The following is a 21,438-nucleotide window of genomic DNA, read 5'->3' as shown; positions in this document are numbered from 1 at the left end:
CAATGGACGCCATGGGCAGGTCCACGAACCCGGTCCCCCAGGGGTCCAAAAGTCCGGTGGCGAGGGCCACGGGAGTCGGCACGGCGCGTCCCGGCGAGGCCGGTGGATCGGACTTCCTCCAGCTGGACATCGGCCAGGCGCCGCCCGGCGGGCGTACCGTCTGGCTCGCCGAACGGCTGCGGTCGGCCATCGCCGACGGCCGCCTGCCCGTGGGAACCAGGCTGCCCGCCAGCCGGGTGCTCGCCGACGAGCTGAGGGTCACCAGGGGTGTGGTCACCGAGGCCTACCGGCGGCTCGCCGAGTCCGGTCAGATCGCCGGCCGCGGTCGGCTCGGCACGGTGGTCGTGGCGGTGCCCGCTGCGCCCGGTGACCGCGGCCACGGCACACCGGGGCCAGGGCCCGTGCCCTTCGGTTCGGCCGACCGCGAGGGTGTCGTCGACGCCCTGCGGGCGGTGCCGTGCCGTATCGACCTCTCCCCGGGCGTTCCCGACCTCGCCGCGTTCCCCCGGACCAGCTGGCTGCGTGCCGAGCGTGCCGTACTGGCCGACGTCACCCCCGCCGACTTCGGCTACGGCGATCCCCGGGGCGCGCCCGCCCTGCGCCGGGCCGTGGTCGGCTGGCTGGCCCGCAACCGTGGCATCCGCGCCGACCCGGACGAGGTGGTGGTGGTCGCGGGCGTGGCCCAGGCGCTCGGCCTGCTCGGCCGGTTGCTGCTGCAGGAGGGCATCCGCCGTATCGCCGTGGAGGACCCCGGATCGCTCGGCGCACGCCAGCAGTTGGAGTACCGCGGGCACACGGTCGTGCCCGTCCCGGTGGACGCGAAAGGCCTCGACGTCGGGACGCTGCGGGCCTCCGGAGCCCGCGCGGTGCTGCTGACCCCGGCCCACCAGTTCCCCACCGGAGTGGTCCTGGACGGGGAACGCCGCCGGGAGCTGCTGGACTGGGCGGCCGACGGCGGCGTGGTGATCGAGGACGACTACGACGCCGAGCACCGTTACGACCGGCCGCCGGTACCGGCCCTTCGCTCCCTGATGCCCGAGGGGGTCTGCTACGCGGGCAGCGTGTCCAAGCTGCTGGCGCCCGCCCTCCGCGTCGGCTGGCTGCTCGTGCCGCCGGACCGGCTGGATGCCGTCGTGACCGCCAAACGTTACGCGGACCTCGGCAACGGCATCCTCGCCCAGCTCGTCCTCGCCCGTCTGATGGACTCCGGCGAGCTGGAACGGCATCTGCGTCACGTCCGGCTGCGGCACCGGCGACGGCGGGACGTCATGCTGCGGGCCGTCGCGGCGCACCTGCCCGGCGCCCGGGTGCACGGCGCTGCCGCGGGCCTGCACCTGATGGTCACCTTCGACGGGGCACGCGCAGGCGACCTCGACGACACCGGCCTCGCGGCGGCGGCGCTCGACCGGGGCGTCAAGGTGCACCCGCTGTCGTGGCACCGGATGAGCGCCGGGCCGCCGGGGCTGGTGCTCGGTTACGCGGCCGGTCCGGCCCACGAGATCGACGAGGGGATCGCCCTCGTCGGCGCCGCCCTGCGCGGGCTGCTCGCGTGAGGCGGCCGAGTGCCGCGGTGCGTGCCACGAACGGCCTTCGGCTCAGAGCAGGATCACCGTCTTGCCGCGGGCGTGACCGGAGCGGGCGCGGGCCACGGCGGCCGGCGCGTCGTCCAGCCGGATCTCGGCGTCGAGGGTGATGCGGAGCTTTCCGGCGGCGGCGAGGTCGGCGAGGGCCGCCAGTTCCGCCCGGCTCGGATCGTTGGAGAGGTTGACGCCGTGGATCTCCCGGGCGGCCAGCGCGTCGGGGTCGGTGGCGTGGTTGGTGCTGACCAGCCGGCCACCGGGCTTGAGCAGGTCCGCCAGGGGGCCGATGTCGCCGCCCGGGCGGGTGACCAGGTCGAGGACCGCGTCGATGCCCTCGGGATGGGTGGCCAGCACCTGCTCGGCCACGGGAGCGGCGGTGAAGTCGACGGTCTCGTGGGCGCCGAGTTCCCGCAGCCGGCCGGAGACGTCGGGGGCGGCGGTGGCCAGCACCCGGGCACCCTCGTTGACGGCGAACTGTATGGCCGACTGACCCACGCCTCCGGAGGCGCCGTTGATCAGGACGATGTGCCCGGTGTCGAGCCGGGCGGCCTCTATCGCCTGGTAGGCGGTGACGCTCGCGGTGGGCAGGGCCGCCGCGACGCCGAACGGCAGATCCTCCGGCATGCGGGCGATCGTGCCGTCCTCGGCGACCACGGCGTACTCCGCGTACGAACCCCGGCCCCGGGTGACGTTCATGAACTGCCCGTAGACGGTGTCGCCGGGGCGGAAGAGGTTCACACCGGCACCGATGCGCTCGACCACGCCGGCCCCGTCGGAGCCCATGACGAGCGGGAAGCCGTGCTCGACGACGTCCCTGAGGGCTCCGTCGGCGACCTTCCAGTCGAAGGGGTTGAGCGCGGCGGCGTGCAGGCGGACCAGCAGCTCGCCGGGGCCGGGGTCCGGTACGGGCAGTTCGATGAGGGTCGGCTCGGTGCCGAAGCCCGTGACGACCACGGCCTTCACGGCGGTACCTCTTTCTCGCGTGCTGGGAGGGGAACTGAGGGGGTGACAGGGGTGACAGGGGCCGTCAGCCGTCGGTGGGTTCGTCCCAGGTGACGGTGAGTTCGTTGCGGCGGCCGAAGCGTTCGAGATGGCTCGTCACCACGTTCTGGATGGCCGTGAGCGTGGTGGTGTCCGGTGAGGTGACGCTGATGCGGAGGTGGTCGTCCGCGGGTGTGAGGACGACCTCGGACGCCTGGAAGGACAGTCGGTGGCCGCCTTCGGGAGTCTCCTCGACGGGGATCTTGCGGCCGAAGTGCGAGGCGAACTGCTTGGCATAGCGGGCCGCGGCGTCGGTGGTCGTACGGCCGAGGGAAGTGGGCACGGTGGACTCCGGTCTGGAGGTGGGACTGCTTCAGTGGTGTCGGGCGGGGCGGGTCAGCCGGCCAGGCCGAGGACGGGTGGAGTCGTCGCGGGCGTGGAGCGCAGGTAGCTGACGTTCCTGCCGGTGGTGACGGCTCGGACGGGCCGGACGAAGCGCACGTCGATGCCGAGGCAGCGCAACCGGCGGGCCTCGTCCGGGTGGTCGGTGAGCAGGTCCGGCTCGGTGACGCCGAGCGCGGCGAGCATCTGGGCCGCCGCGGTCGCGGTCGCGGACGAACCGGGGCCGTCCCCGGTGGGTTCCACGCCGCAGCCGACCTGGCGCAGGTACAGCAGGACACCGCCGGTCCCGGCGATGATCCGGGCCGCCTCGCGCAGCCGCAGGGCGCAGTCGCAGCGTGCCGATCCGAACACGTCGCCGACCAGGCACTCGGAGTGCAGCCGCACCAGCGGGACCGACGTCGTGGCGCCGCCGCCGAGGACGAGGGCTACATGGTCCCTGCCGTCGGCCAGGCCGTCGAAGGTGACCAGCTCGGCGGTGACCTCGTGGCCGTCGGCCAGCCGCAGGGGAGTCGCCGTGCGGGTGCGCACGGAGGCGTCGAAGAGGTGCGTACGGGGGGTGGGAGGGGTGGGGCGCATGGCTGCTCCGGCGTCTGCGGTCGACACTGCTTCACATCACTGCTTCAAATTTGAATCGATGGAGGGACCGTACCCCTCACGGCTTCAAATTTGAACTACCTGAGGAGTGTTGCTTCGGTCACAGGGGGCCCGGCTTTCCGGGGTTGGTTCGAATTTGAACTCTCGGTAAGCTGGCGGTATGGCTGAACCCAGGTGGTTGAACGAAGAGGAGATGCGTGCCTGGCACGCCTTCCTCGGGGTCGCGGCGTTGCTGGACCGCCGGCTGGATCAGCAGCTGAAGGAAGACGCGGGGATCACGCACCTGCAGTACGAGACCCTCGGGCGCCTCGCCGCGGCTCCCGGCGGGGAGCTGCGCATGAGTGTGCTCGCCGACGTCCTCTACAGCTCCAAGAGCGGACTCACGTATCAGGTCACCCAGTTGGAGAAGGCGGGGCTGGTGCGCCGCCGGTACTGCGAGGAGGACGTGCGCGCGGTGTATGCCGTTCTCACCGACGAGGGCCGGCGCATGCTGGAGCGTGCCGCTCCGGGGCATGTCGCGCTCGCACGGGAGGCGTTCATCGACGTCCTCACCCCGCAGCAGCTCTCGGTTCTCGCCGACGGCCTGGACGAGGTCGCCCGGCGGATGCAGGGCGGCGAGGGTGCTGCGGCGGTGAAGTAGTCCCGGCACCGGGCCCTTGATTCAAATTTGAAGAACCTGCTAGCTTCGCGGTTGTCCAAATTTGGATCTCTACCTCCGGAGCCTGCCGTGAACGTGCTGCTGTGGCTTTTCCAGTCCCTGCTCGCCGCCGCCTTCCTCGCCGTGGCCGCGCTGAAGATCGTGCGGAGCAGAGAGCGACTGGCCTCCGTCTTCGGCTGGGTCGAGGACTTCCCCGATGCCGTGGTGAAGGGCACCGGACTGCTGGACGGACTGGTCGGTCTCGGCCTGGTCCTGCCCGCCGCGACCGGCATCGCCCCCGTCCTCGTCCCCTGGGCTGCCGTCGGCGGGGTCCTGCTGGCGGGGGGTGGCGCCGTCGTACACCTGCGCCGCTCCGAGACGGCGCAGGTGGGCGGCAACCTCGTCTGGGTCGTGCTCCTCCTTGTGATCGCGTGGGGCCGCTTCGGGACGTATGCGTTCTGAGGTGCCGAGCCCGCGGCGCGTTCAGAGGGACAGGGAGAGCGTGACGATCGTGGCCGTCGCTGTCAGGCCCAGGACGATCGGGCCCGTCGCCCCGCCGCGGGCCTTCGGGTCGGCGTAGTCTCCCGCGCGCCCGTGGTAGGCGACGGCGCCGACGAAGACCAGGACCAGGCCGATCGCCGCGGCGATGCCCAGCGGGCGCCAGAAGACGCCGATGGCCAGGCCGACGGCGGCGGCGATCTCGGCGAGACCGATGAGGGGCACCAGTCCGGCTCTCACCTTGAGGTGATCGCGCAGTTGGGCCGGCGCGCTGCCCTTGTCGAGCGCCTTCGGGAAGCCCGCACCCGCCGCGGCGAAGGCCAGCAGGATGCTCAGGACGTCGGCGGCGATGTTCATCGTGGATTGACTCCGATCGTTTCTTGGGTCGGGGAGGGGCGGCATGGGGCCGGTGTCGGGCGACGCACATTTCCATGACGCGTCATTTACTCTACATGATGCGTCATGTATTGCATCGGATTCCGGCCCGCGCCGGTGAACCCGGTGTCAGATGACCGCTGCGGAAGTGTGGAGAACCGTCAGCGCGCTTCGCCGTCGGCCGACGCGTTCGGGGCGGCGTCGTCCTCCGGCAGCGCGGGCAGGGTCGCGGCCGTGTCCGCGATCAGGTCGAGCAGCCAGCGGTGGCCCGGGTCGAGCTGCCGGCTCGGGTGCCACCAGGCCGCCTGGATCAGCGGAGGCATGGGCACCGGCAGCCCGATGCGGCGCAGCGGGACGGCTCCGGTCTCCTCCAGGGTGCGTTCGTGCGCCAGGGTCAGCAGATCCGTGCCGGACACCAGACGGCTGAGCGCGGTGAAGCTCTGCACGGTCACCGTGGACGTCCGCTGCAGTCCGAGCACCGCGAGATGGGCGTCGGCGGGGGAGGACATCGGCGAGGGGGTGTGCGGTACGACCCACCGGGCGGCCCGGACGTCGTCCTCCGTCAGGACGTCGGGCGTGACCTTGTTGTCCGCGCACGCCACGCACACCCAGCGGTCTGTGTACACGTCCCGGTTGGGCACCTCGGACAGCAGGCCGCGCACCATGATCAGCACGTCGATGTCCGCCAGGACCGCGAGCGGGTCGTGCAACAGGGCGGGGTCGACGGGCCGGAAGTCGACACCCGCACCGGGCGCGGCGGTGTGCAGGGCCGCCACCAGCCGCGCGCCCAGCGCGCCGAGCACCGAGTCGGAGCACTGCACGGTGAACCTGCGGGTCGAGGAGGCCGGGTCGAAGCGCGGCTGGGCGGCCAGCAGCCGGGACAGGCGCTGCACGGTGTCGCCCAGTTCCGCCCGCAACGCCTGGGCGACCGGGGTGAGTTCGTAGTGGCTGCCGACGCGTTCCAGGAGGGGGTCGTCGAAGTGGCGGCGCAGCCGGGCCAGGGCCGCGCTGGTGGCCGGCTGGCTGAGTCCGACCTGCTCCCCGGCGCGGGTGACGTTGCGCTCCTCCAGCAGCGCGTGCAGCACGACGACCAGGTTCAGATCCAGGGCCGGAAGCTCCACCCTCACTCCTTGGCGGCCGGTGCGCGGCGGCCATCCGTCCCGTGGATGACCGGCCATACAGATCGTTTGTTGGCCTGCGGGAGGAGCCGGACCGCATGCTGCTGTTCACGGCGACGTTACACGAGCGTCGGTACCGCTTCGACGTGCGAAGGAGCATGCGCATGGTGTCCTCGATCGCTCATGCCGGCGACTGGGCGCTGGGAACCTTCTCCCGGCGGTCCGGCCAGGTCGACCGGGCGGCGTTCCCCGGGCTGATACGCACCGACCGGGTCCTCGGTCTCTCCGCCCGGGACGCGCTGGGCAACCCGGCCTCCACCCTGGAGCTGCTGGAGCGCTGGGACTCCGTCCTCCCCGTCCTGGACGCGCTCGCCGAGACCTCCCCGCCCGGCGACTGGATCCCGCTGGAGGAACTGGACGTGGCCAGTCCCGTCGCCCCGCGGCAGGTCTTCCAGTGCGGGGCGAACTACCGCACCCACGTCATCGATCTCGCCGTCGAGCACCACGACCCGGCCGACGGCCGCACCGTCGAACAGGTGCGGGCCGAGGCCGCGGCCGAGATGGACGCACGGCTGGAGCACCCGCCGTACGTCTTCCTCGGCCTGCCCAGCGCGGTCAGCGGGCCGTTCGACGACGTCGTCCTGCCCCGGGACGGCGAACAGCCCGACTGGGAGCTGGAGTTGGCCGCGGTCATCGGCCGTCCCGCCCGCCGCCTGGAGGTGTCCGAGGCGCTGGACGCGGTGGCCGGCTGGGTGATCGTCAACGATCTGACGCTGCGTGAGCGGGTCCTGCGCCGCGACATGCCGCTGCTGGGCTCCGACTGGGTGGCGAGCAAGAACTTCCCCACCGCCCTGCCCACGGGACCGGTGGTCGTACCCCGCACGTCCGTCCCGGACCCGTCGACGTTCCAGCTCACGCTCAGGCTGAACGGCAGGACGATGCAGGACGAGTCGGCCAAGGACATGATCTTCGACGTGGCGCGGATCGTCGCCCACTGCTCCCAGGTCGCCACCCTGCTCCCCGGCGACCTCGTGCTCACCGGCAGCCCGGCCGGCAACGGCCTGGTGCACGGCCGGCTGCTGCGCCCGGGAGACGTGATGGACGCGACGATCACCGGCCTCGGCGCCCAGCGCACCCCGTGCGTGGCGGAGGCGTCGTGACCTGGCCCGCAGGCGACGGCTCCGTCTTCCGGGAGCTGACGGTCGATCTGCACGCCCATCTCGGGGTGCCCGCCCTCGAACCGCTCATCGCCGACGCCCCCGGCCTGGCACGGCAGCGGGCCACCGAGGTGACCAGCCTCGGCCCCGCCTCCGCGGCGTACAACCGGAAGCACTTCGGCGCGCTGGCCGGCCCTCTCACCGACCTGGACCTGCGGCTCGCGGCGATGGACCGGGCCGGCGTGGACGTGCAGGCGGTGAGCGCGACGCCGGTGTCCTACGCCTGGGCCCAGGCGCCGCTGGCCGAGCGCATCACCGAGGTGAGCAACCAGGCCGTCGCCGACCACTGCGCCCTACGCCCCGACCGTCTGGTCGGCATCGGCACCGTCGCGCTCCAGCACCCGGAGCTGGCGGTCCGGCAACTGCGCTCCGCGGTGACCGACCTCGGTCTGCGCGGAGTGCAGATATCCACCGCGGCGGCCCCCGGCGTCGAGCTGGACAACCCGCGCCTCGCCGACTTCTGGGCCGTCGCGGAGGAGGCCGGAGCGGCGGTCTTCATCCATCCGTTCGGCTGCACCCTGGGCGACAGGCTGAACGCCTACTACATGTTCAACACGGTGGGGAATCCGGTCGAGACGGCGCTGGCGCTGACCCGGATCGCGTTCTCGGGCCTTCTCGAACGCCACCCGCACCTGCGGATCTGGGCCGCGCACGGCGGCGGGTACCTGCCCACCTACCTGGGCCGCGCCGATCACGCCTGGACCGTACGGGAGGACGCCCGCACCACCGTCGAGCCGCCGAGCGCACAACTGAGCCGTGTCTTCGTCGACTCCCTCGTCTACACGCCGTACGGACTGCGGCACCTGGTCGAGGCCCTGGGCCCCGACCAGGTGACCCTCGGCACCGACTACCCCTTCGACATGGGGGTCGAGGACCCCGTCGAGCGGCTGCTGGCGGCCGGTCTCGACGCCGAGACCGTCACGGCGGTCCGGGGCGGCAACGCCCTGCGGCTCCTCGGCCCGCTGCCCCGCACCACCCCCACCCCCACCGGAGGCGTCTCGTGAAGGACCGGCTCATCACCCATCTGCGGCATGTGGACCTCGCCGTGCCCGACTTCGCCAGGCAGCGCGAGTTCTACACCGGGTTGTGGGGCCTCTCGCCGGTCGCCGACGACGACGGGATCGTCTTCCTCGCGGCCGAGGGCTCCCCGGAGCAGTACATCGTGCGGCTGCGCCGCGACCGGGAGAAGCGGCTCGACCTGATCTCCTACGGTGCCCGTGACCGGGCGGCCGTCGACCAGCTGGCCGAGCAACTCGGGCGTGACGACGTCCGGTTGGTGCACGAGCCGCGCGAACTGGACACGGCGGGCGGCGGCTACGGGTTCCGCTTCTTCGACGTCGACGGACGCACCGTCGAGGTCAGTTCGGACGTTGCCGAGCGCACCCACCGCAAGGTCGAGAAGGGCGAGTCCATCCCGGTCCGGCTCTCCCACGTCGTCGTCAACTCGACGAACGTGGAGGCCACCCGGAGCTTCTACGAGAAGCACCTGAGCTTCGACGTCTCCGACAGCCTCACGCTGCCGCACATGGGAACGCTCATGCACTTCCTGCGCTGCAACCCGCAGCACCACAGCCTCGCCATCGCACAGGGCCCGCACACGGCGCTGCACCACGTCTCCTTCGAGATGCGCGGCATCGACGAGTACATGCGCGGCACCGGCCGTCTGCTCCGGGCCGGGGTGCACAAGGTGTGGGGGCCGGGCCGGCACGCCGCGGGCGACAACACCTTCTCCTACTTCCTCGACCCGCACGGCAACACCGTCGAGTACACCACCGAACTGGAGGTCCTCGACGAGGACATCTGGCATCCCAGCACCTACGACGTCTCCCTGCCGGACAACCAGGACCAGTGGGGTACCGCCAACCCGTTCGGCGAGGAACTCGCCAAGGAGTCCTTCAACGACGTCGACCGCGGCTGCTTCGTCGCACCGCCGGTCTGACCGGCCCCGACCCGTCGGATCGTGCGGGCAGTCCACGAGCTGCCCGCACGATCCGGCGTCTTCATGTCCGCGTGTGCGGCCGGGCGAGCCGGGGCACCGCGTCGACGAGCTGCCCGTGCGGCTGCACGACCACGTCGCGGTACAGGTAGCGGATGACGTCGAGGTTGTGGGACACGAAGACCAGGGCCATGCCCGTGCGCCGTTGCAGCGCGCGCAGGAGGTTCAGGATGGACGCCTGATCGCTCACGTCCAGCGCGCTGCGCTCCAGCGGGGAGCCGTCCCAGGTGACCGTGCCCGACGTCGGTTCGACGACGCCCACGAGCATCCGGGCGAAACCGGTCTTGCCCGATCCCGACTCGCAGGCGATGCCGATGGCGGCCCCGGACGGGACCTTCAGGCTCACGGAGTCCACCGCCGGACGGGTCGTCGGCCCGACCCGGTAGGTCAGCGTCACCTGGTCGGCACGCGGCACGGTCATGACACTTGTTCCTTGCTCGTACGCACCTCGTGTTCGAGTGCTTCCCAGGCCGCCAGGTCGATGACGTCGGTGGGGTGTCGCGCGGGATGGTCGCCGGCAGCCGGTCCGGGGCGCCGTCCGGTCCGGCATGGCGGAGCGCCCCCGTCGTTGACACCGGAGCGGAGGCGTCACGAGGCGAGGGGCGCGGCGGCACCCGGCGGATCCCGGCACTGCGCAGGCCCGTTCCCGGGGCGCCGCCCGCCCGTACCGTGCGTTCCCCGCCGGTGAACGCACGGCGGGCTCACCGGCCGCCCGTGCTTCGGGCCCCCGCCGCCCTGTCGACGGTGCTGCCATGGCGGGACGTACCGCCATTCGTTACGACCGGGCCCGGCGGTTAAGCAGGGCCGGTCCGGCAGGCGTCAGTAGGGCCGGGCCAGCCGGGCCTGTGCCTGCGGTACGGACAGTTCCAGCAGCTTCAGGTCCTCGGGGGCGGCCCGGCCCTGTTCCTGGCGCATGAGCGCCGCCGAGTAGCGCTGGACGAGGCCCGCGCGCGGAATCCGGCGCTTCCACCACGCGTCCAGCGCCTCCGGCACGGACGCGGCGCCCTCCAGTTCCTCCGCCAGTACGACGGCGTCCTCGACGGCCATCGCCGCTCCCTGCGCCATGTGGGGACTGGTCGCATGGGTGGCGTCCCCCGCGACCAGGATGCGACCGCGGTACCAGGGTTCCTCCACGGAGACCTCCTCGACGGGCCCGTACGCCGCCGAGCTCTCGTCCGAGACGCGCTCGGCGAGTTCGCCGACCCGGCCGCCGAACCTGCCCAGCATGACCCGCATCTGCACGGTGATCTCGGAGGTCGTCAGCCCGGGCTGGACGGACTCCTCGGGTGCTATGAGCGCGATGTAACTCTCCCCGGAACCGAGCGGAACCAGGGTGGCCTTGAGATCCCCGACGAAGCCGTACACGACCCGGTCCAGCTCGGGCGGGCGGGGCACGCTGACGCGCCAGACCGAGAACCCGGTCGGCCGGGGGTCGTACCTGTCGCCGAACAGATGCCGGCGCAGGGTCGAGCGGATGCCGTCGAAACCGACGATCAGGTCGTAACGGCCCGCGACGGGAGCCTGGTCACCGGCGAAGGTGACGTCGACGCCATGGTCGTCCTCGCGGAGCGTCGCGCTGCTGGACCCGTGGTACGACCGCACGCCGGCCGCCGTCGCCGCGTCCAGCAGTACGCGGCACAACTCCCGCCGCTGGATGGTGTTGGAGCGGGTCGGGACGCCCGGGATCTCGGGAAGCGGGGCGTCGGCCAGCACCGTCCCGTCCGGCTTGATCAGCCGCAGTTCCTCGGACGGATATCCGGCGGACAGGACGGCGCCGAGCGCTCCGATCTCCTTCATGACCCGCAGAGCGTTCACGGGCTGGATGAGGCCCACTCCGAGAACCGAATCCACGGGACGCCTTTCCACGACGTCGACCTCGACGCCGCGCCGGGCGAGAGCGGTGGCGGCGACCAGACCGCCGATGCCTCCGCCCTGGACGAGTACACGTTGGACGATCACGACCACACTCCTGAGGTGATGCGGCACCTGGCCGGCGGGATGGAAGGGGCAGCCAGGGACGGACGGCGCCCGCGGCGGGCGGGTCGAAGGCGGCTCAGGCCACGGCGTCAGGCCGGAGGAGTGGCGAACGGGCCGTGGCCGGCGTCGTCGCGGCGTCCGTTCACCGGCACGTCGTGGTGGCCCGGGTCCCGGCCGGGGGTGCGCTGAGCGAGCCGCCGTCGCGAAGGCGGGTGATCGGGCGATCCCTCATGTCGGCCTGGGCTCCGATCGGTTCGGGAGTGACGAACGGGTGGACGGCGGCACGGACGACCGCCCGTGCCCGGGAAGGCGGTTCACCTTTGCGCAACAACGGCGACACGCGGCCGTCGCGCGATCAGCATCTGCCACCCGGGCCGGACAAGGGAAATAACTGATGTGTATGGCAGGCCATCCGCCCGCCGAATGGGACGCGCCCGGTGCGGAGCCCCGCCGTCGCCCCTCGCTCCGCACCGTCCGGCGGGCCCCCGCGCACGCCATTGACACCGAACCGTCGACAACTTAACGTCACCTACCGTCTGGAAGGTAGATGACATGCCATCGAAAGCTCACGCATCCTCGCCACCGCCTCCCGACGCCTTCGCCGCGGGCGGGCGCGAGCCCTCCGACCCACGGATGTCCGACGCCCTCACGCTCGCCGCGGGCCTGTTCGCCGACGCGGTGGCCATGGCCTCCTCGGGCCTGGCGGCGCCCGCCGACATCGACACGGCGATGCGGCTGGGAGCCGGTCACCCGGTCGGGCCCCTCGGGCTGCTGGCCACCCTGGACCCCGGACCGAGGGCCCGGGCAGGACTCCCCGCCCCGCCCGCCACGGACCCCGGACAGGACCCGGCCGACACCGCGACCGCGCCGGACGACTGGTGTCACCGGGTCGGCATCGCCGGCACCGGCACCATGGCCTCGGGGATCGCCGGGGCGCTCCTGCGGGCGGGGACCGGCACGACGGTGCTGGCACGCTCCACGGCCTCCGCCCGGCGGCTGCACGCCCAGGTCGCCGCCGGTCTGGACAAGGCGGTGGCCAAGGGGCGGCTCGACGGCGGGAGCCGCGACCGTGCCCTGGCCTCGCTGCGGCTGACCGTCGACCCCGCCGACCTCGGCGACTGCGGTCATGTCATCGAGGCGGTGGCCGAACAACCGGACGTGAAGCGGCGGTTGCTCGCCCGTCTGCACGGGGCGCTGCCCGCACGGGCCGTGCTCGCCACCAACACCTCCTCCCTGACGGTCGGCGAGCTCCGCGCCGGACTTCCGCGGGAACGCACCGTGATCGCGCTGCACTTCTTCAACCCCGCGACCGCGATGAAACTGGTCGAGGTCGTCGCCTCCGATCCCGCGGTCGCCGACGCGGCCTGCGCCTGGGTCCGCCGTATCGGCAAGGTGCCGGTCCGCTGCGGTGACGAGCGCGGGTTCGTGGTGAACCGGCTGCTGATCCCGTACCTCAACGACGCCGTACGGCAGTGGGACGCGGGCGCGTACACGGCCGACGAGGCGGACGCACTGATGCGCGAGGTACTGGGCCACCCCATGGGCCCGTTCGAACTCATCGACCTGATCGGCACCGATGTCACCCTCGCCGCCCAGACCATGCTGCACGGCGCCTTCGGCGACGCACGCCTCGAACCCGCCGCCGGCCTGCGGCATCTCGTCGCCGCGGGGCGGCTCGGCCGCAAGAGCGGCCACGGCTTCCACGACCACACCGCCAGCCCCCGGAGCACCGCATGAGCGACCAGCTGATCGCCGACCCCGACCTGACCGACCGCAACGCCCTCTACATCGGCGGGAGTTGGCGGCACCCGGCCGGTGACGCCGCCGACCCGGTGATCAACGCCGCCGACGGCACCGTTCTCGGCGGCGTGCCCCGCGGCACCGCCAGGGACGTGGACTCGGCCGTGGCCGCCGCGCGTACCGCCTCCGCCGCCTGGGCGGCCTCGGACCCGGCCCTGCGCGCTCATGCCCTGCGCGAGCTGAGCGCCGGGATCACGGCACGGCGGGACGCGATCGCCCGGCTGATCAGCCTGGAGGTCGGCACCCCGCTGAAGATCTCGCAGCTCGTCCAGGTCGGGCTGCCCGCGGCGGTCCTGAACGCCTTCGCCGACACCCTCGACTCCTACGTGTGGGAGCACGAGGTCGGCACCTCGCTCGTCGTGCGCGAACCGGCGGGCGTGGTGGGCGCGATCACCCCGTGGAACTACCCGCTGCACCAGCTCGTCGCCAAGGTCGGCGGCGCGCTCGCGGCCGGCTGCGCTGTCGTCGCCAAGCCGGCCGGGGTGGCCCCGCTGTCCGCCTTCGCCCTCGCCGACGTGTTCGCCGAGGTCGCCGGCCGACTCGGCCTCCCCGCCGGTCTGTTCAACCTGGTCCCGGGCCCCGGCGGTGAGGTCGGCGAGGCCATCGCCGGGCACCCGGGCGTCGACGTGGTGTCGTTCACCGGCTCCACCGCGGCCGGCGCCAAGGTCATGCGGAGCGCCGCCGCCCACATCACCCGGGTCTCCCTCGAACTCGGCGGCAAGTCGGCCAACATCGTCCTGCCGGACGCCGATCTGGGCCGGGCGGTGAAGACCGGCGTCAACAACGCCTTCCTCAACTCCGGGCAGACCTGCTCCGCCTGGACCCGCATGCTGGTGCCACGGGACCGGCAGGACGAGGTCGTGGAACTGGCCCGGGCCGCCGCCGACCGGCTCACCCTCGGGCACCCGCTCGACCCCGCCACCCGCCTCGGCCCGCTCGCCTCCGACCGGCAGCGCGAGACGGTACGGGACCACATCCGCCTGGGCGGGCACGAGGGCGCCAAGCTGGTCCTCGGCGGCGCGGAGCGCCCGGAGGGCCTGGCCGACGGCTTCTACGTCCGCCCGACGATCTTCGCCGACGTCGGCAACGCCTCCCGCCTCGCGCAGGAGGAGATCTTCGGCCCGGTCCTGGTGATCATCCCGTACGACAGCGAGGACGAGGCCGTCGACCTCGCCAACGACAGCCCCTACGGCCTGGCCGGGGGAGTGTGGAGCACCGACGCGGAACGCGCCCTGGCGGTGGCCCGCCGGATCCGCACCGGACAGGTCGACATCAACGGCGCCGCCTTCAACCCGGCCGCCCCCTTCGGCGGTTACAAGAAATCCGGCCTGGGCCGCGAGTTCGGCGTCCACGGCATCGACGAGTTCACCGAGACCAAGGCCATCCAGCGATGACCGGCGGCGGCCACCTGGCCACCATCTCCCTTTACTACGACGGCTGCAGCACCGGCGACGCCGACCTGATGCGGCGCACCCTGGCCGACGACGTCGTGCACTGGTTCCTCGCGCCCAACCCCGGTTCGGCACCGGTACGCGGGGGCGAACACCTGGCCCGCTACTGGCGGAAGGTGCACGGGCTCATCGACGCCGTCTGGATCGTCGACCACCTCCTCGACGGCGCCACGGAGGCCGTCATCGAGTGGACGATGTACTGGACGCCCCTGGAGTCCGGACTCCGGGTCTCGACCCGCGGCGCCGAATGGTTCGCCTTCGCCGCCGACGGCCGGATCGCCGAGATCCGCTCCTACTACAGCCAGCACCCGGACCGGGACAGCGAACTGGCCGGCTTCCCCTACCCGGACCGGGGCTACTCGCGCCACGGCGCCGAACGCAGCCGCATCCACACCCCGTCGAGCAAGGAGCCGCAGCCATGACCACCCAGGAGCCGACGGCGATTTCCCTGCGCAGAGCGGTGACCTTCCAGCGCGAGGGCGCCGTCGCGTGGATCACCCTCAACCGACCGGAGCGACTCAACGCCCTGGACGAGCCCACCCGGCGCGCCCTGCTCGACGCCCTGCACGGGGCCGACGACGCGCCGGAGGTCCGCTGCATCGTCCTCACCGGGACCGGCCGCGGCTTCTGCGTGGGCCAGGACCTGGACGCCCGGCGGGAACTGGCGGACGCCGGTGCCACCGTGCGCGACACATACAACCCGCTCGTCACCGCGATCGCCGGCATGGACACCCCGGTGGTCGCGGCCGTCAACGGGCCCGCCGTCGGGGCGGGCATGGGCCTGGCGCTCTCCTGCGACCTGGTCCTCGCCGCGCGGAACGCGAGTTTCGCCTGCTCCTTCGGCAAGGTGGGGCTCGTTCCCGACACAGGCGTCTCCGGCGTTCTGGTGCGCACCCTGGGACATCCGCGGGCCTTCGAACTGGCCACCACCGGACGGTCGCTGAGCGCCGCCGAAGCCCTGTCGCTCGGTCTGGTCAACGCCGTCGTACCGGCCGAGGACCTGGTGGCCGAGGCGCAGGCGCGCGCGGAGGCGCTGGCCGCCGGTCCCGCGCTCGCGTTCGCGCTCACCAAGCGGATCCTGCGGCTGGCCGCCCACGCTGAGCAGGCCACGGTCCTGGCCGCCGAGGCCGACGCCCAGGGCACGGCGGCCCGCGGCCCCGACCACGCCGAAGGCGTCGCCGCTTTCACCGAAAGACGCGCCCCGCGCTTCGCCGGCGCCCCGCTGCTCCCGTCCGGACGGGACGCGCCGCCGTGACCGGCTCACTCACGCGCCAGCAGGTACCGTACGGCGGTCTGTGCGAGGTGCCGTACGTAGGTGTCCTCGTCGACGACGGGCGAGGCGAAGTCGGCGCCGTAGCCGACCCGGAGCATCAGGGCGCCGAAAAGGGTGCCGAAGCACAGTCGCACGGCCGCTTCGGGATCGGGGTGGGTGATCTCCCGCGCGGCGGCCAGCACCACGGCCGTGAACCGGTCGGCCGTCCGCGCGGTGTTGGCCTTCCCGCGGCGGTAGACCTCCGGGTGGGCTCCGGACAGCAGCACGACCGGCTTGAGGAACGCCGTGTGGCGTTCGACGATCCCGGCGAGTTCGGTGACCGCCTCGACCACGAGGGTGCGAGCGTCGAGTCCGGCCCAGCGTTCCGGGTGTCCGAAGACGGCCTCGTCGGCGAGCAGCCGGGCGTAACCGTGCTCGTAGACGGCGAGGAACAGGGCGTCCTTGCTGGTCGTACGGTCGTAGAGGGCACGCGGCGCGACCTGGGCGCGCTCGCAGACGGCCGCGATGGTGAAGGCCTCGTACCCGCCTTCTTCGAGGAGGGCGACCCCCGCGTCGAGGACCCGGGCCCAGGCCTGTCGGGTCCGCTCCTGACGCGGCGGCCGGATCGCGAGATCGGTGTTCCGGTCGGCTGCTGTCATCGCTCCATCCTCTGCGAAGAAGCACGCGGCGGAAACTTCGCCGTGACCCATTGACAGTGCTTCGTGGGCGGCAGAGTCTTGCCATAACCGTAGTGCAGACTACGGTTTTGCGCCCGGCCGGCGCTCGCCCTGCCGCGTCGCGCGACGACAGAGCCGCCGTGCCCACCGCGCCCGGCAGGTTCCGGGGCGGATCCTCCACCACAGCGGAACCTCGCGGCCCGCCCGCGGCCGAGCCCGCAGCACCCGAGAACAGCACCCCGCAGAGCCGCATCAGCGTTCCTCGGAGAAATCGGAGAAAGAAGCCAAGATGAACACGACTCCGCACCGCGGTCGCGTCGCCGTCGTCGGCGGCGGCCCCGCCGGGATGGCCACCGCCCTCTCCGTCCACCAGGCCGGACACGACGTCGTCCTCTTCGAGCGTTACCCGCGGGCCAGGGCGGCCGGCAACATCCTCAACCTGTGGCCGGCCCCCATCAAGGCGCTCACGCTCCTCGGCGTGGACACCGAGGATCTCGGCGCGCCCTGCCACACCACGTTCCGCAACGCCCGCGGACGGGTCCGGGTCGACGTCAAGCTGCCCGAGAGCGTCATCCGCGAGTACCGCGGTGGTTTCATCGGCCTGCTCCGGCCGGAGCTCTACGAGCGACTGCTGAACGCCCTGCCGCCGGAGACGCTCCAGGTCAACCAGACAGTGGAGCGTGTCGAGCAGGACCGGGAAGGGGCGCGCCTGCACCTGTCCGGCGGCCGGGTCCACGCGTGCGACGTGGTCGTGGGCGCCGACGGCATCGACTCCCTGGTCCGCCGCACCCTGTGGGGCGACAGTCCGAAACGTGAGCACCACCTCCACATCTTCGGAGGCTTCACGTTCGACGACACCTTCGCCGCGCGGCGGGGCGAGGCCGTGATCTCGCACGGCAGCACGACCCAGGGAGCCTGGACGGCCATCCGCAACAAGGGGCGCGACGGGTTCCAGTGGTGGGTACTCACGGCCCACGACGCGGACAAGGAGTTCACCGAGGACCTGCACACCGCCGCGAGCGAACTCGCGCGCGGATTCGCCGACCCGCTGCCGCGGATGATCGCCGCCACCGATCCGGCGAACGTGCAGCGGTGGCAGTTGCGCGACCGCAAACCGCTCAGGCAGTGGTCGAAGGGGCGCGCCACCCTCGTCGGCGACGCCGCCCACCCCACCTCGCCCTACGCGGCCTACGGCGCCGGCATGGCCACCGAGGACGGCTACTTCCTCGGCCGTCGGCTCGCCGGCGTGGACCTGAGGGACTACGCCGAGGTGCGCCGGGCACTGGACGAGTTCGAGACGCCCCGCAAACCGCACACCGCCCGGCAGTCCCAGCAGGCCTACATCCTGGGACAGCTCTTCCACCGGGCTCCGGCACCGCTGCGGCCGGTGCGCGACATGGTCTTCGACCACACCCCGCTGCTGCAGAAGGTGGTGGGCGACTCCTCCCCGGCCCAGATCGTCAAGCAGCTCGACGAGATCGACCGCGCCGAGGGCCGCTTCTCGATCGCCACCAGGAACCACTCCGGCTGATACGGCGCCCCCCTCGACGGCCCCTGCCGCCCCCCACTGCCCCGTCGCGAAGCCGTCCTGACCTTGCCGTACGACCCGCATCCGAGAAGGGACTACGCATGAACGCAGCACCACAACGGGGTCCGGACCCCACTGTCGAGTACGGCGCCGATCCGGAGGCGGCGATCGCCGAGGCGGCCAAGCGGTACGGCAACTGGAACCGCTGGGGTCCCGACGACGGCATCGGCACCGTGAACTTCCTGACCGCGCAGAAGCGGGCGGCCGGGGCGGCCCTGGTCCGGCGGGGAGCGCCGTTCAGCCTGTCGTTGCCGTTCGACGAGAACGGCCCGCAGTTCGGCTGGAAGCGCCGGGTCAACCCGGTGCACACGATGACCTCCACCGGTATGGACACAGCCGAGCAGATGGGCCTGCCGCACGGCTTGTCGGTGGCCGACGACGCCGTGTTCATGCCGTTGCAGTGCGGCACCCAGTGGGACGGCCTCGGGCACTGCTTCGACCACGGGGTGGCGTGGAACGGGAGGGTGAGTCACGACGTGGTCACCAGCGAGGGCGACTTCGCGACGGGCATCGAGCGGCTGGCCGAACCGATGGTGGGCCGCGGCGTGCTGCTCGACGTGGGCCGGGCCGTCGGCGAGGACGGCGAACTGCCCGACGGGCGGCCGATCTCCAGCGCGGATCTGGCGGAGACGATCCGCAGGCAGGGGCCGACCTCGCAGGTGGGGCAGGGCGACATCGTGCTGGTGCGCACCGGACAGCTCACCCGGGTGCGCCGGGACCTGGCCGGCGGCAGGGGCTGGGGCTCGTACGCCGGCGGCCCGGCGCCGGGCCTGTCCTTCGAGACCCTGGGCTGGCTGCACCGTACCGAGATCGCCGCGATCGCCACCGACACCTGGGGCGTCGAGGTACGGCCCAACGAATGGCCCGACGCGATGCAGCCACTGCACCAGGTCGCGCTTCCGCACATCGGACTGCCGCTCGGCGAGATGTGGGATCTGGACCGGCTCGCGGCCGACTGCGCCGAAGACGGCGTCTACGAATTCCTCCTCTCCGCGCAGCCCCTGCCCTTCACCCGGGCCGTGGGTTCGCCGGTCAACCCCGTGGCGGTGAAGTGACATGCGACTGACCACCCTGAACACTCCCGAAGGCCCGCGTGTCGGTGTGCTGGACGGCACGCCGGAGGACGGGGCGATCCGCCTCCTGGAGGCGGGTATCACGATGCTCGACCTGATCCGCGGCGGCGAGGAGGCGCTGGCCGACGTCGCGCGCCGCTCCCGCGCCGGCTGCGACGCCGTGCCCGTGGACCGGGCCGCGTTCGGGCCGCTGCTCGAACCGCCCAGCGTCCGGGACTTCTCCACCTTCGAGCAGCACGGCATCGACATGGCGGGCAAGGTCGCCGACGAGTGGTACGACCAGCCGCTGTTCTACTTCACCAACCCGGCGGCGGTCACCGGCGCCTACGCCGAGATCCCGGTCCCGCCGCTGGCCACGCAGTACGACTACGAGCTGGAGGTCGCCGCCGTCGTGGGCAAGGCGGGCTCGAACCTCACCCCCGAGCAGGCCCTCGACCACATCATCGGCTACACGATCATGAACGACTGGTCGGCACGGGACATCCAGCAGCCCGAACTGCGGTCCGTGATGGGACCGTCGAAGTCCAAGGACGCCGCGCTCACCCTCGGCCCCTGGCTGGTGACCGCGGACGAGCTCACCGAACTCGTCGAGGACGGACACCCCGCGCTGACCGCCGAGGTCCGGCTGAACGGCAGGCGGATGGGCGGCGGTACCACCGGGGACATGGCGTGGACCTTCGCCGAACTCGTCGCCTATGCCGCGCGCGGCACCGTGGTCCGCCCCGGTGACGTCCTCGGCTCGGGCACGGTCGGCTCCGGCTGCCTGACCCCTTTCAACCGGCCGGGGTCCGCCGACGCCCCCGGCTGGCTGCGGCCCGGCGACGTCGTCCGCGTCGAGGTCGAACAACTCGGCTTCACCGAGAACCGGCTGGTGCCCGGACCCGAGCCGATCGTGATCCCGCGAGGCCGACGGCGCCTCGCGGCGGACCGCTGAGCGGGCGACGACATGGACCAGGACGCGCTGGAGATCCGCCAGTTGACCGAGAACTGGGCGCTGTGGCGGGACGCCGGCCGCTGGGACCGGTTCGCCACGGTCTGGCATCCCACCGACGGCTACATGAACGCCACGTGGTTCCACGGACCGGCACCCGACTTCATCGAGGCCAGCAGGCAGGGCTTCGAACAGGGCGTTGCCATCTCGCACTTCCTCGGCGGCCACACCAGCGACATCGAGGGCGACCGGGCCGTCGCCGAGACGAAGACGACCATCACCCAGCGCTCCGTCATCGACGGCGTGACGGTCGAGGTGGTCTGCACCGGACGCTTCTACGACTTCCTCGCCCGCTTCGAGGGCGCCTGGAAACTCGTCCGCAGACAGCCCGTCTACGAGTCGGACCGGCTCCACGTCCTCGAACCGGGCGCCTCCCTCGAGCTCGCCCCCGAACTGCTGGACCGCTTCCCCGTCGGCTACCGCCACCTCGCCTACGTACAGGCCAAGGCCGGGTTCGAAGTGGCGGACGGCCTGCCGGGGCTGCGCGGCGAGGCGGTCGAGGAACTGTACCGGCTGGGCGAGGCATGGCTGCGCGGCGCCGCGTCACCCTTCCCGGGCGGTACCGAGGAAAGGCGGACCGAGCACGACGGAACACCGCGGGCGCCGTCGAAGTCCCGGACGAGGTGCGGGAGATGACGCTCGGTGCCTCGGGTGCCCGATGACCGGCCGGCTGCCCGGGCCGCCCGTGCCGGCCGACGAGGAGACCCGGAAGCTCCTGGACCCGTACCGTCTCCCGGACGGCCGCCCGCTGGCCCTCTTCCAGGTCCTCGCGCACAGCCGCGCCGCGCTCGACGACCTGCGCCGCGCGACCTCCGCCTGCCTGAAGGGCATCGCGCTGGACGCCCGCACCCGAGAGATCGCCGTCCTGCGGATCTGCGCCCGGGCCGCCGCGGAGGCGGAGTGGGCGGTGCACGTGGAGATGTTCGCCGCCGAGGCGGAACTCACCGAGGACGAGGTACGGGCGACCGGGACGAGGGGAGTCTGGCGCGGCTGGTCCGCGCGGGACGCGCTGGTGGTCCGGCTGGCCGACGAGATCCACGGCGGCTGCACGGTGTCGGACGGCCTGTGGGCCGGGCTGGCGGACGAGTACACCCCGCGCGAGATCGTGGAGCTCCTGCTGGTCGTCACCCAGTACCTCAAGGTGGCCTGTCTGACGAACGCGCTCGGCCTGCCGGCGCCTGAGGGACTGCCCCGGCTGCCGCATGACCTAGATTGACCGGCGGCCGACAAC

23 protein-coding genes are annotated in these 21,438 nt (G+C 72.4%); 15 read left to right on the top strand and 8 right to left on the bottom strand.

The window, feature by feature from the left end:
• Positions 1-2 precede the first annotated feature (2 nt).
• Positions 3-1,553, top strand: a complete 1,551-nt coding sequence (locus tag AB0D74_RS21965; RefSeq protein WP_362589343.1) for a PLP-dependent aminotransferase family protein — start codon at positions 3-5, stop codon at positions 1,551-1,553.
• Between the two features lie 42 nt (positions 1,554-1,595).
• Here the strand turns inward: AB0D74_RS21965 and AB0D74_RS21960 are convergent, their stop codons facing one another.
• From AB0D74_RS21960 to AB0D74_RS21950, 3 genes are all read right to left on the bottom strand, one after another.
• On the bottom strand, positions 1,596-2,543 hold the full coding sequence (locus AB0D74_RS21960; protein ID WP_362589340.1) for an NADP-dependent oxidoreductase: 948 nt from the start codon (positions 2,541-2,543) through the stop codon (positions 1,596-1,598).
• Between the two features lie 64 nt (positions 2,544-2,607).
• Positions 2,608-2,904, bottom strand: coding sequence for a DUF2218 domain-containing protein (locus AB0D74_RS21955; protein WP_362589337.1), 297 nt, complete (start codon positions 2,902-2,904; stop codon positions 2,608-2,610).
• A 53-nt stretch (positions 2,905-2,957) separates the two neighbouring features.
• On the bottom strand, positions 2,958-3,539 hold the full coding sequence (locus AB0D74_RS21950; protein ID WP_362589334.1) for a GTP cyclohydrolase: 582 nt from the start codon (positions 3,537-3,539) through the stop codon (positions 2,958-2,960).
• Between the two features lie 178 nt (positions 3,540-3,717).
• Here AB0D74_RS21950 and AB0D74_RS21945 point away from each other — a divergent pair, with 178 nt between their 5' ends.
• Positions 3,718-4,197 (top strand): MarR family transcriptional regulator, encoded by a 480-nt coding sequence (locus AB0D74_RS21945; protein WP_362589331.1) that lies wholly within the window; start codon positions 3,718-3,720, stop codon positions 4,195-4,197.
• Between the two features lie 87 nt (positions 4,198-4,284).
• Positions 4,285-4,656 (top strand): DoxX family protein, encoded by a 372-nt coding sequence (locus tag AB0D74_RS21940; RefSeq protein WP_362589328.1) that lies wholly within the window; start codon positions 4,285-4,287, stop codon positions 4,654-4,656.
• A gap of 21 nt (positions 4,657-4,677) precedes the next feature.
• Here AB0D74_RS21940 and AB0D74_RS21935 read toward each other — a convergent pair whose 3' ends face one another.
• Together AB0D74_RS21935 and AB0D74_RS21930 are read right to left on the bottom strand one after the other, a co-directional pair.
• Positions 4,678-5,049, bottom strand: coding sequence for a DoxX family protein (locus tag AB0D74_RS21935; RefSeq protein ID WP_362589325.1), 372 nt, complete (start codon positions 5,047-5,049; stop codon positions 4,678-4,680).
• A gap of 179 nt (positions 5,050-5,228) precedes the next feature.
• Entirely contained in the window at positions 5,229-6,188 is a 960-nt protein-coding gene (locus AB0D74_RS21930; protein WP_362589322.1) for a LysR family transcriptional regulator, read from the bottom strand.
• 155 nt (positions 6,189-6,343) lie between these two features.
• Between AB0D74_RS21930 and AB0D74_RS21925 the strand changes: the two genes are divergently transcribed.
• From AB0D74_RS21925 to AB0D74_RS21915, 3 genes are read left to right on the top strand one after another with little or no spacing between them, the layout of a single operon-like run.
• Positions 6,344-7,345 carry a fumarylacetoacetate hydrolase family protein gene (locus tag AB0D74_RS21925; protein ID WP_362589319.1) on the top strand — a complete coding sequence of 334 codons (1,002 nt, stop codon included), beginning with the start codon at positions 6,344-6,346 and terminating at the stop codon, positions 7,343-7,345.
• Positions 7,342-8,406, top strand: a complete 1,065-nt coding sequence (locus tag AB0D74_RS21920) for an amidohydrolase family protein (protein ID WP_362589316.1) — start codon at positions 7,342-7,344, stop codon at positions 8,404-8,406. The genes AB0D74_RS21925 and AB0D74_RS21920 overlap by 4 nt, the downstream gene beginning before the upstream one ends.
• Positions 8,403-9,341: a VOC family protein gene (locus tag AB0D74_RS21915; protein WP_362589313.1), complete on the top strand. Its 939-nt coding sequence runs from the start codon at positions 8,403-8,405 to the stop codon at positions 9,339-9,341. The genes AB0D74_RS21920 and AB0D74_RS21915 overlap by 4 nt, the downstream gene beginning before the upstream one ends.
• A 61-nt stretch (positions 9,342-9,402) precedes the next feature.
• On the opposite strand, the gene AB0D74_RS21910 is transcribed toward AB0D74_RS21915, so the two are convergent.
• A complete protein-coding gene (locus AB0D74_RS21910; protein ID WP_362589310.1) occupies positions 9,403-9,819 on the bottom strand; it encodes an ATP-binding cassette domain-containing protein in 417 nt (138 codons plus the stop codon).
• 398 nt (positions 9,820-10,217) lie between these two features.
• Positions 10,218-11,357, bottom strand: a complete 1,140-nt coding sequence (locus AB0D74_RS21905) for an FAD-dependent monooxygenase (protein ID WP_362589306.1) — start codon at positions 11,355-11,357, stop codon at positions 10,218-10,220.
• A gap of 651 nt (positions 11,358-12,008) precedes the next feature.
• Between AB0D74_RS21905 and AB0D74_RS21900 the strand changes: the two genes are divergently transcribed.
• From AB0D74_RS21900 to AB0D74_RS21885, 4 genes are read left to right on the top strand one after another with little or no spacing between them, the layout of a single operon-like run.
• The gene (locus AB0D74_RS21900) at positions 12,009-13,112 is read left to right on the top strand and encodes a 3-hydroxyacyl-CoA dehydrogenase NAD-binding domain-containing protein (protein WP_362589303.1); all 1,104 of its coding nucleotides are present in this window, start codon (positions 12,009-12,011) and stop codon (positions 13,110-13,112) included.
• Entirely contained in the window at positions 13,109-14,569 is a 1,461-nt protein-coding gene (locus AB0D74_RS21895) for an aldehyde dehydrogenase family protein (protein WP_362589300.1), read from the top strand. The genes AB0D74_RS21900 and AB0D74_RS21895 overlap by 4 nt, the downstream gene beginning before the upstream one ends.
• Positions 14,566-15,048 carry a nuclear transport factor 2 family protein gene (locus AB0D74_RS21890; RefSeq protein WP_362589297.1) on the top strand — a complete coding sequence of 161 codons (483 nt, stop codon included), beginning with the start codon at positions 14,566-14,568 and terminating at the stop codon, positions 15,046-15,048. Before AB0D74_RS21895 ends, AB0D74_RS21890 begins: the two co-directional genes overlap by 4 nt.
• On the top strand, positions 15,045-15,881 hold the full coding sequence (locus AB0D74_RS21885; protein ID WP_362589294.1) for an enoyl-CoA hydratase-related protein: 837 nt from the start codon (positions 15,045-15,047) through the stop codon (positions 15,879-15,881). The genes AB0D74_RS21890 and AB0D74_RS21885 overlap by 4 nt, the downstream gene beginning before the upstream one ends.
• Positions 15,882-15,886: 5 nt before the next feature.
• On the opposite strand, the gene AB0D74_RS21880 is transcribed toward AB0D74_RS21885, so the two are convergent.
• Positions 15,887-16,537 carry a helix-turn-helix domain-containing protein gene (locus AB0D74_RS21880; RefSeq protein ID WP_362589291.1) on the bottom strand — a complete coding sequence of 217 codons (651 nt, stop codon included), beginning with the start codon at positions 16,535-16,537 and terminating at the stop codon, positions 15,887-15,889.
• A 307-nt stretch (positions 16,538-16,844) separates the two neighbouring features.
• On the opposite strand from AB0D74_RS21880, the gene AB0D74_RS21875 reads away from it, so the two are divergent.
• The 5 genes from AB0D74_RS21875 to AB0D74_RS21855 all read left to right on the top strand — a co-directional run bounded on the left by AB0D74_RS21875 (position 16,845) and on the right by AB0D74_RS21855 (position 21,423).
• On the top strand, positions 16,845-18,086 hold the full coding sequence (locus AB0D74_RS21875; RefSeq protein ID WP_362589288.1) for an NAD(P)/FAD-dependent oxidoreductase: 1,242 nt from the start codon (positions 16,845-16,847) through the stop codon (positions 18,084-18,086).
• A 98-nt stretch (positions 18,087-18,184) separates the two neighbouring features.
• Entirely contained in the window at positions 18,185-19,198 is a 1,014-nt protein-coding gene (locus tag AB0D74_RS21870; RefSeq protein ID WP_362589285.1) for a cyclase family protein, read from the top strand.
• Position 19,199: 1 nt separating this feature from the next.
• Positions 19,200-20,150, top strand: coding sequence for a fumarylacetoacetate hydrolase family protein (locus AB0D74_RS21865; protein WP_362589282.1), 951 nt, complete (start codon positions 19,200-19,202; stop codon positions 20,148-20,150).
• 12 nt (positions 20,151-20,162) lie between these two features.
• Positions 20,163-20,843: a nuclear transport factor 2 family protein gene (locus AB0D74_RS21860; RefSeq protein WP_362589279.1), complete on the top strand. Its 681-nt coding sequence runs from the start codon at positions 20,163-20,165 to the stop codon at positions 20,841-20,843.
• A 22-nt stretch (positions 20,844-20,865) separates the two neighbouring features.
• Positions 20,866-21,423 (top strand): hypothetical protein, encoded by a 558-nt coding sequence (locus AB0D74_RS21855; RefSeq protein WP_362589277.1) that lies wholly within the window; start codon positions 20,866-20,868, stop codon positions 21,421-21,423.
• The last annotated feature ends 15 nt before the right edge of the window (positions 21,424-21,438 follow it).

It is taken from the genome of Streptomyces sp. NPDC048278 (genome assembly GCF_040652195.1).
Lineage (GTDB): Bacteria > Actinomycetota > Actinomycetes > Streptomycetales > Streptomycetaceae > Streptomyces.
Note: the sequence above shows the minus strand (reverse complement) of the source record. Positions and strands in the feature narration are given on the sequence as shown.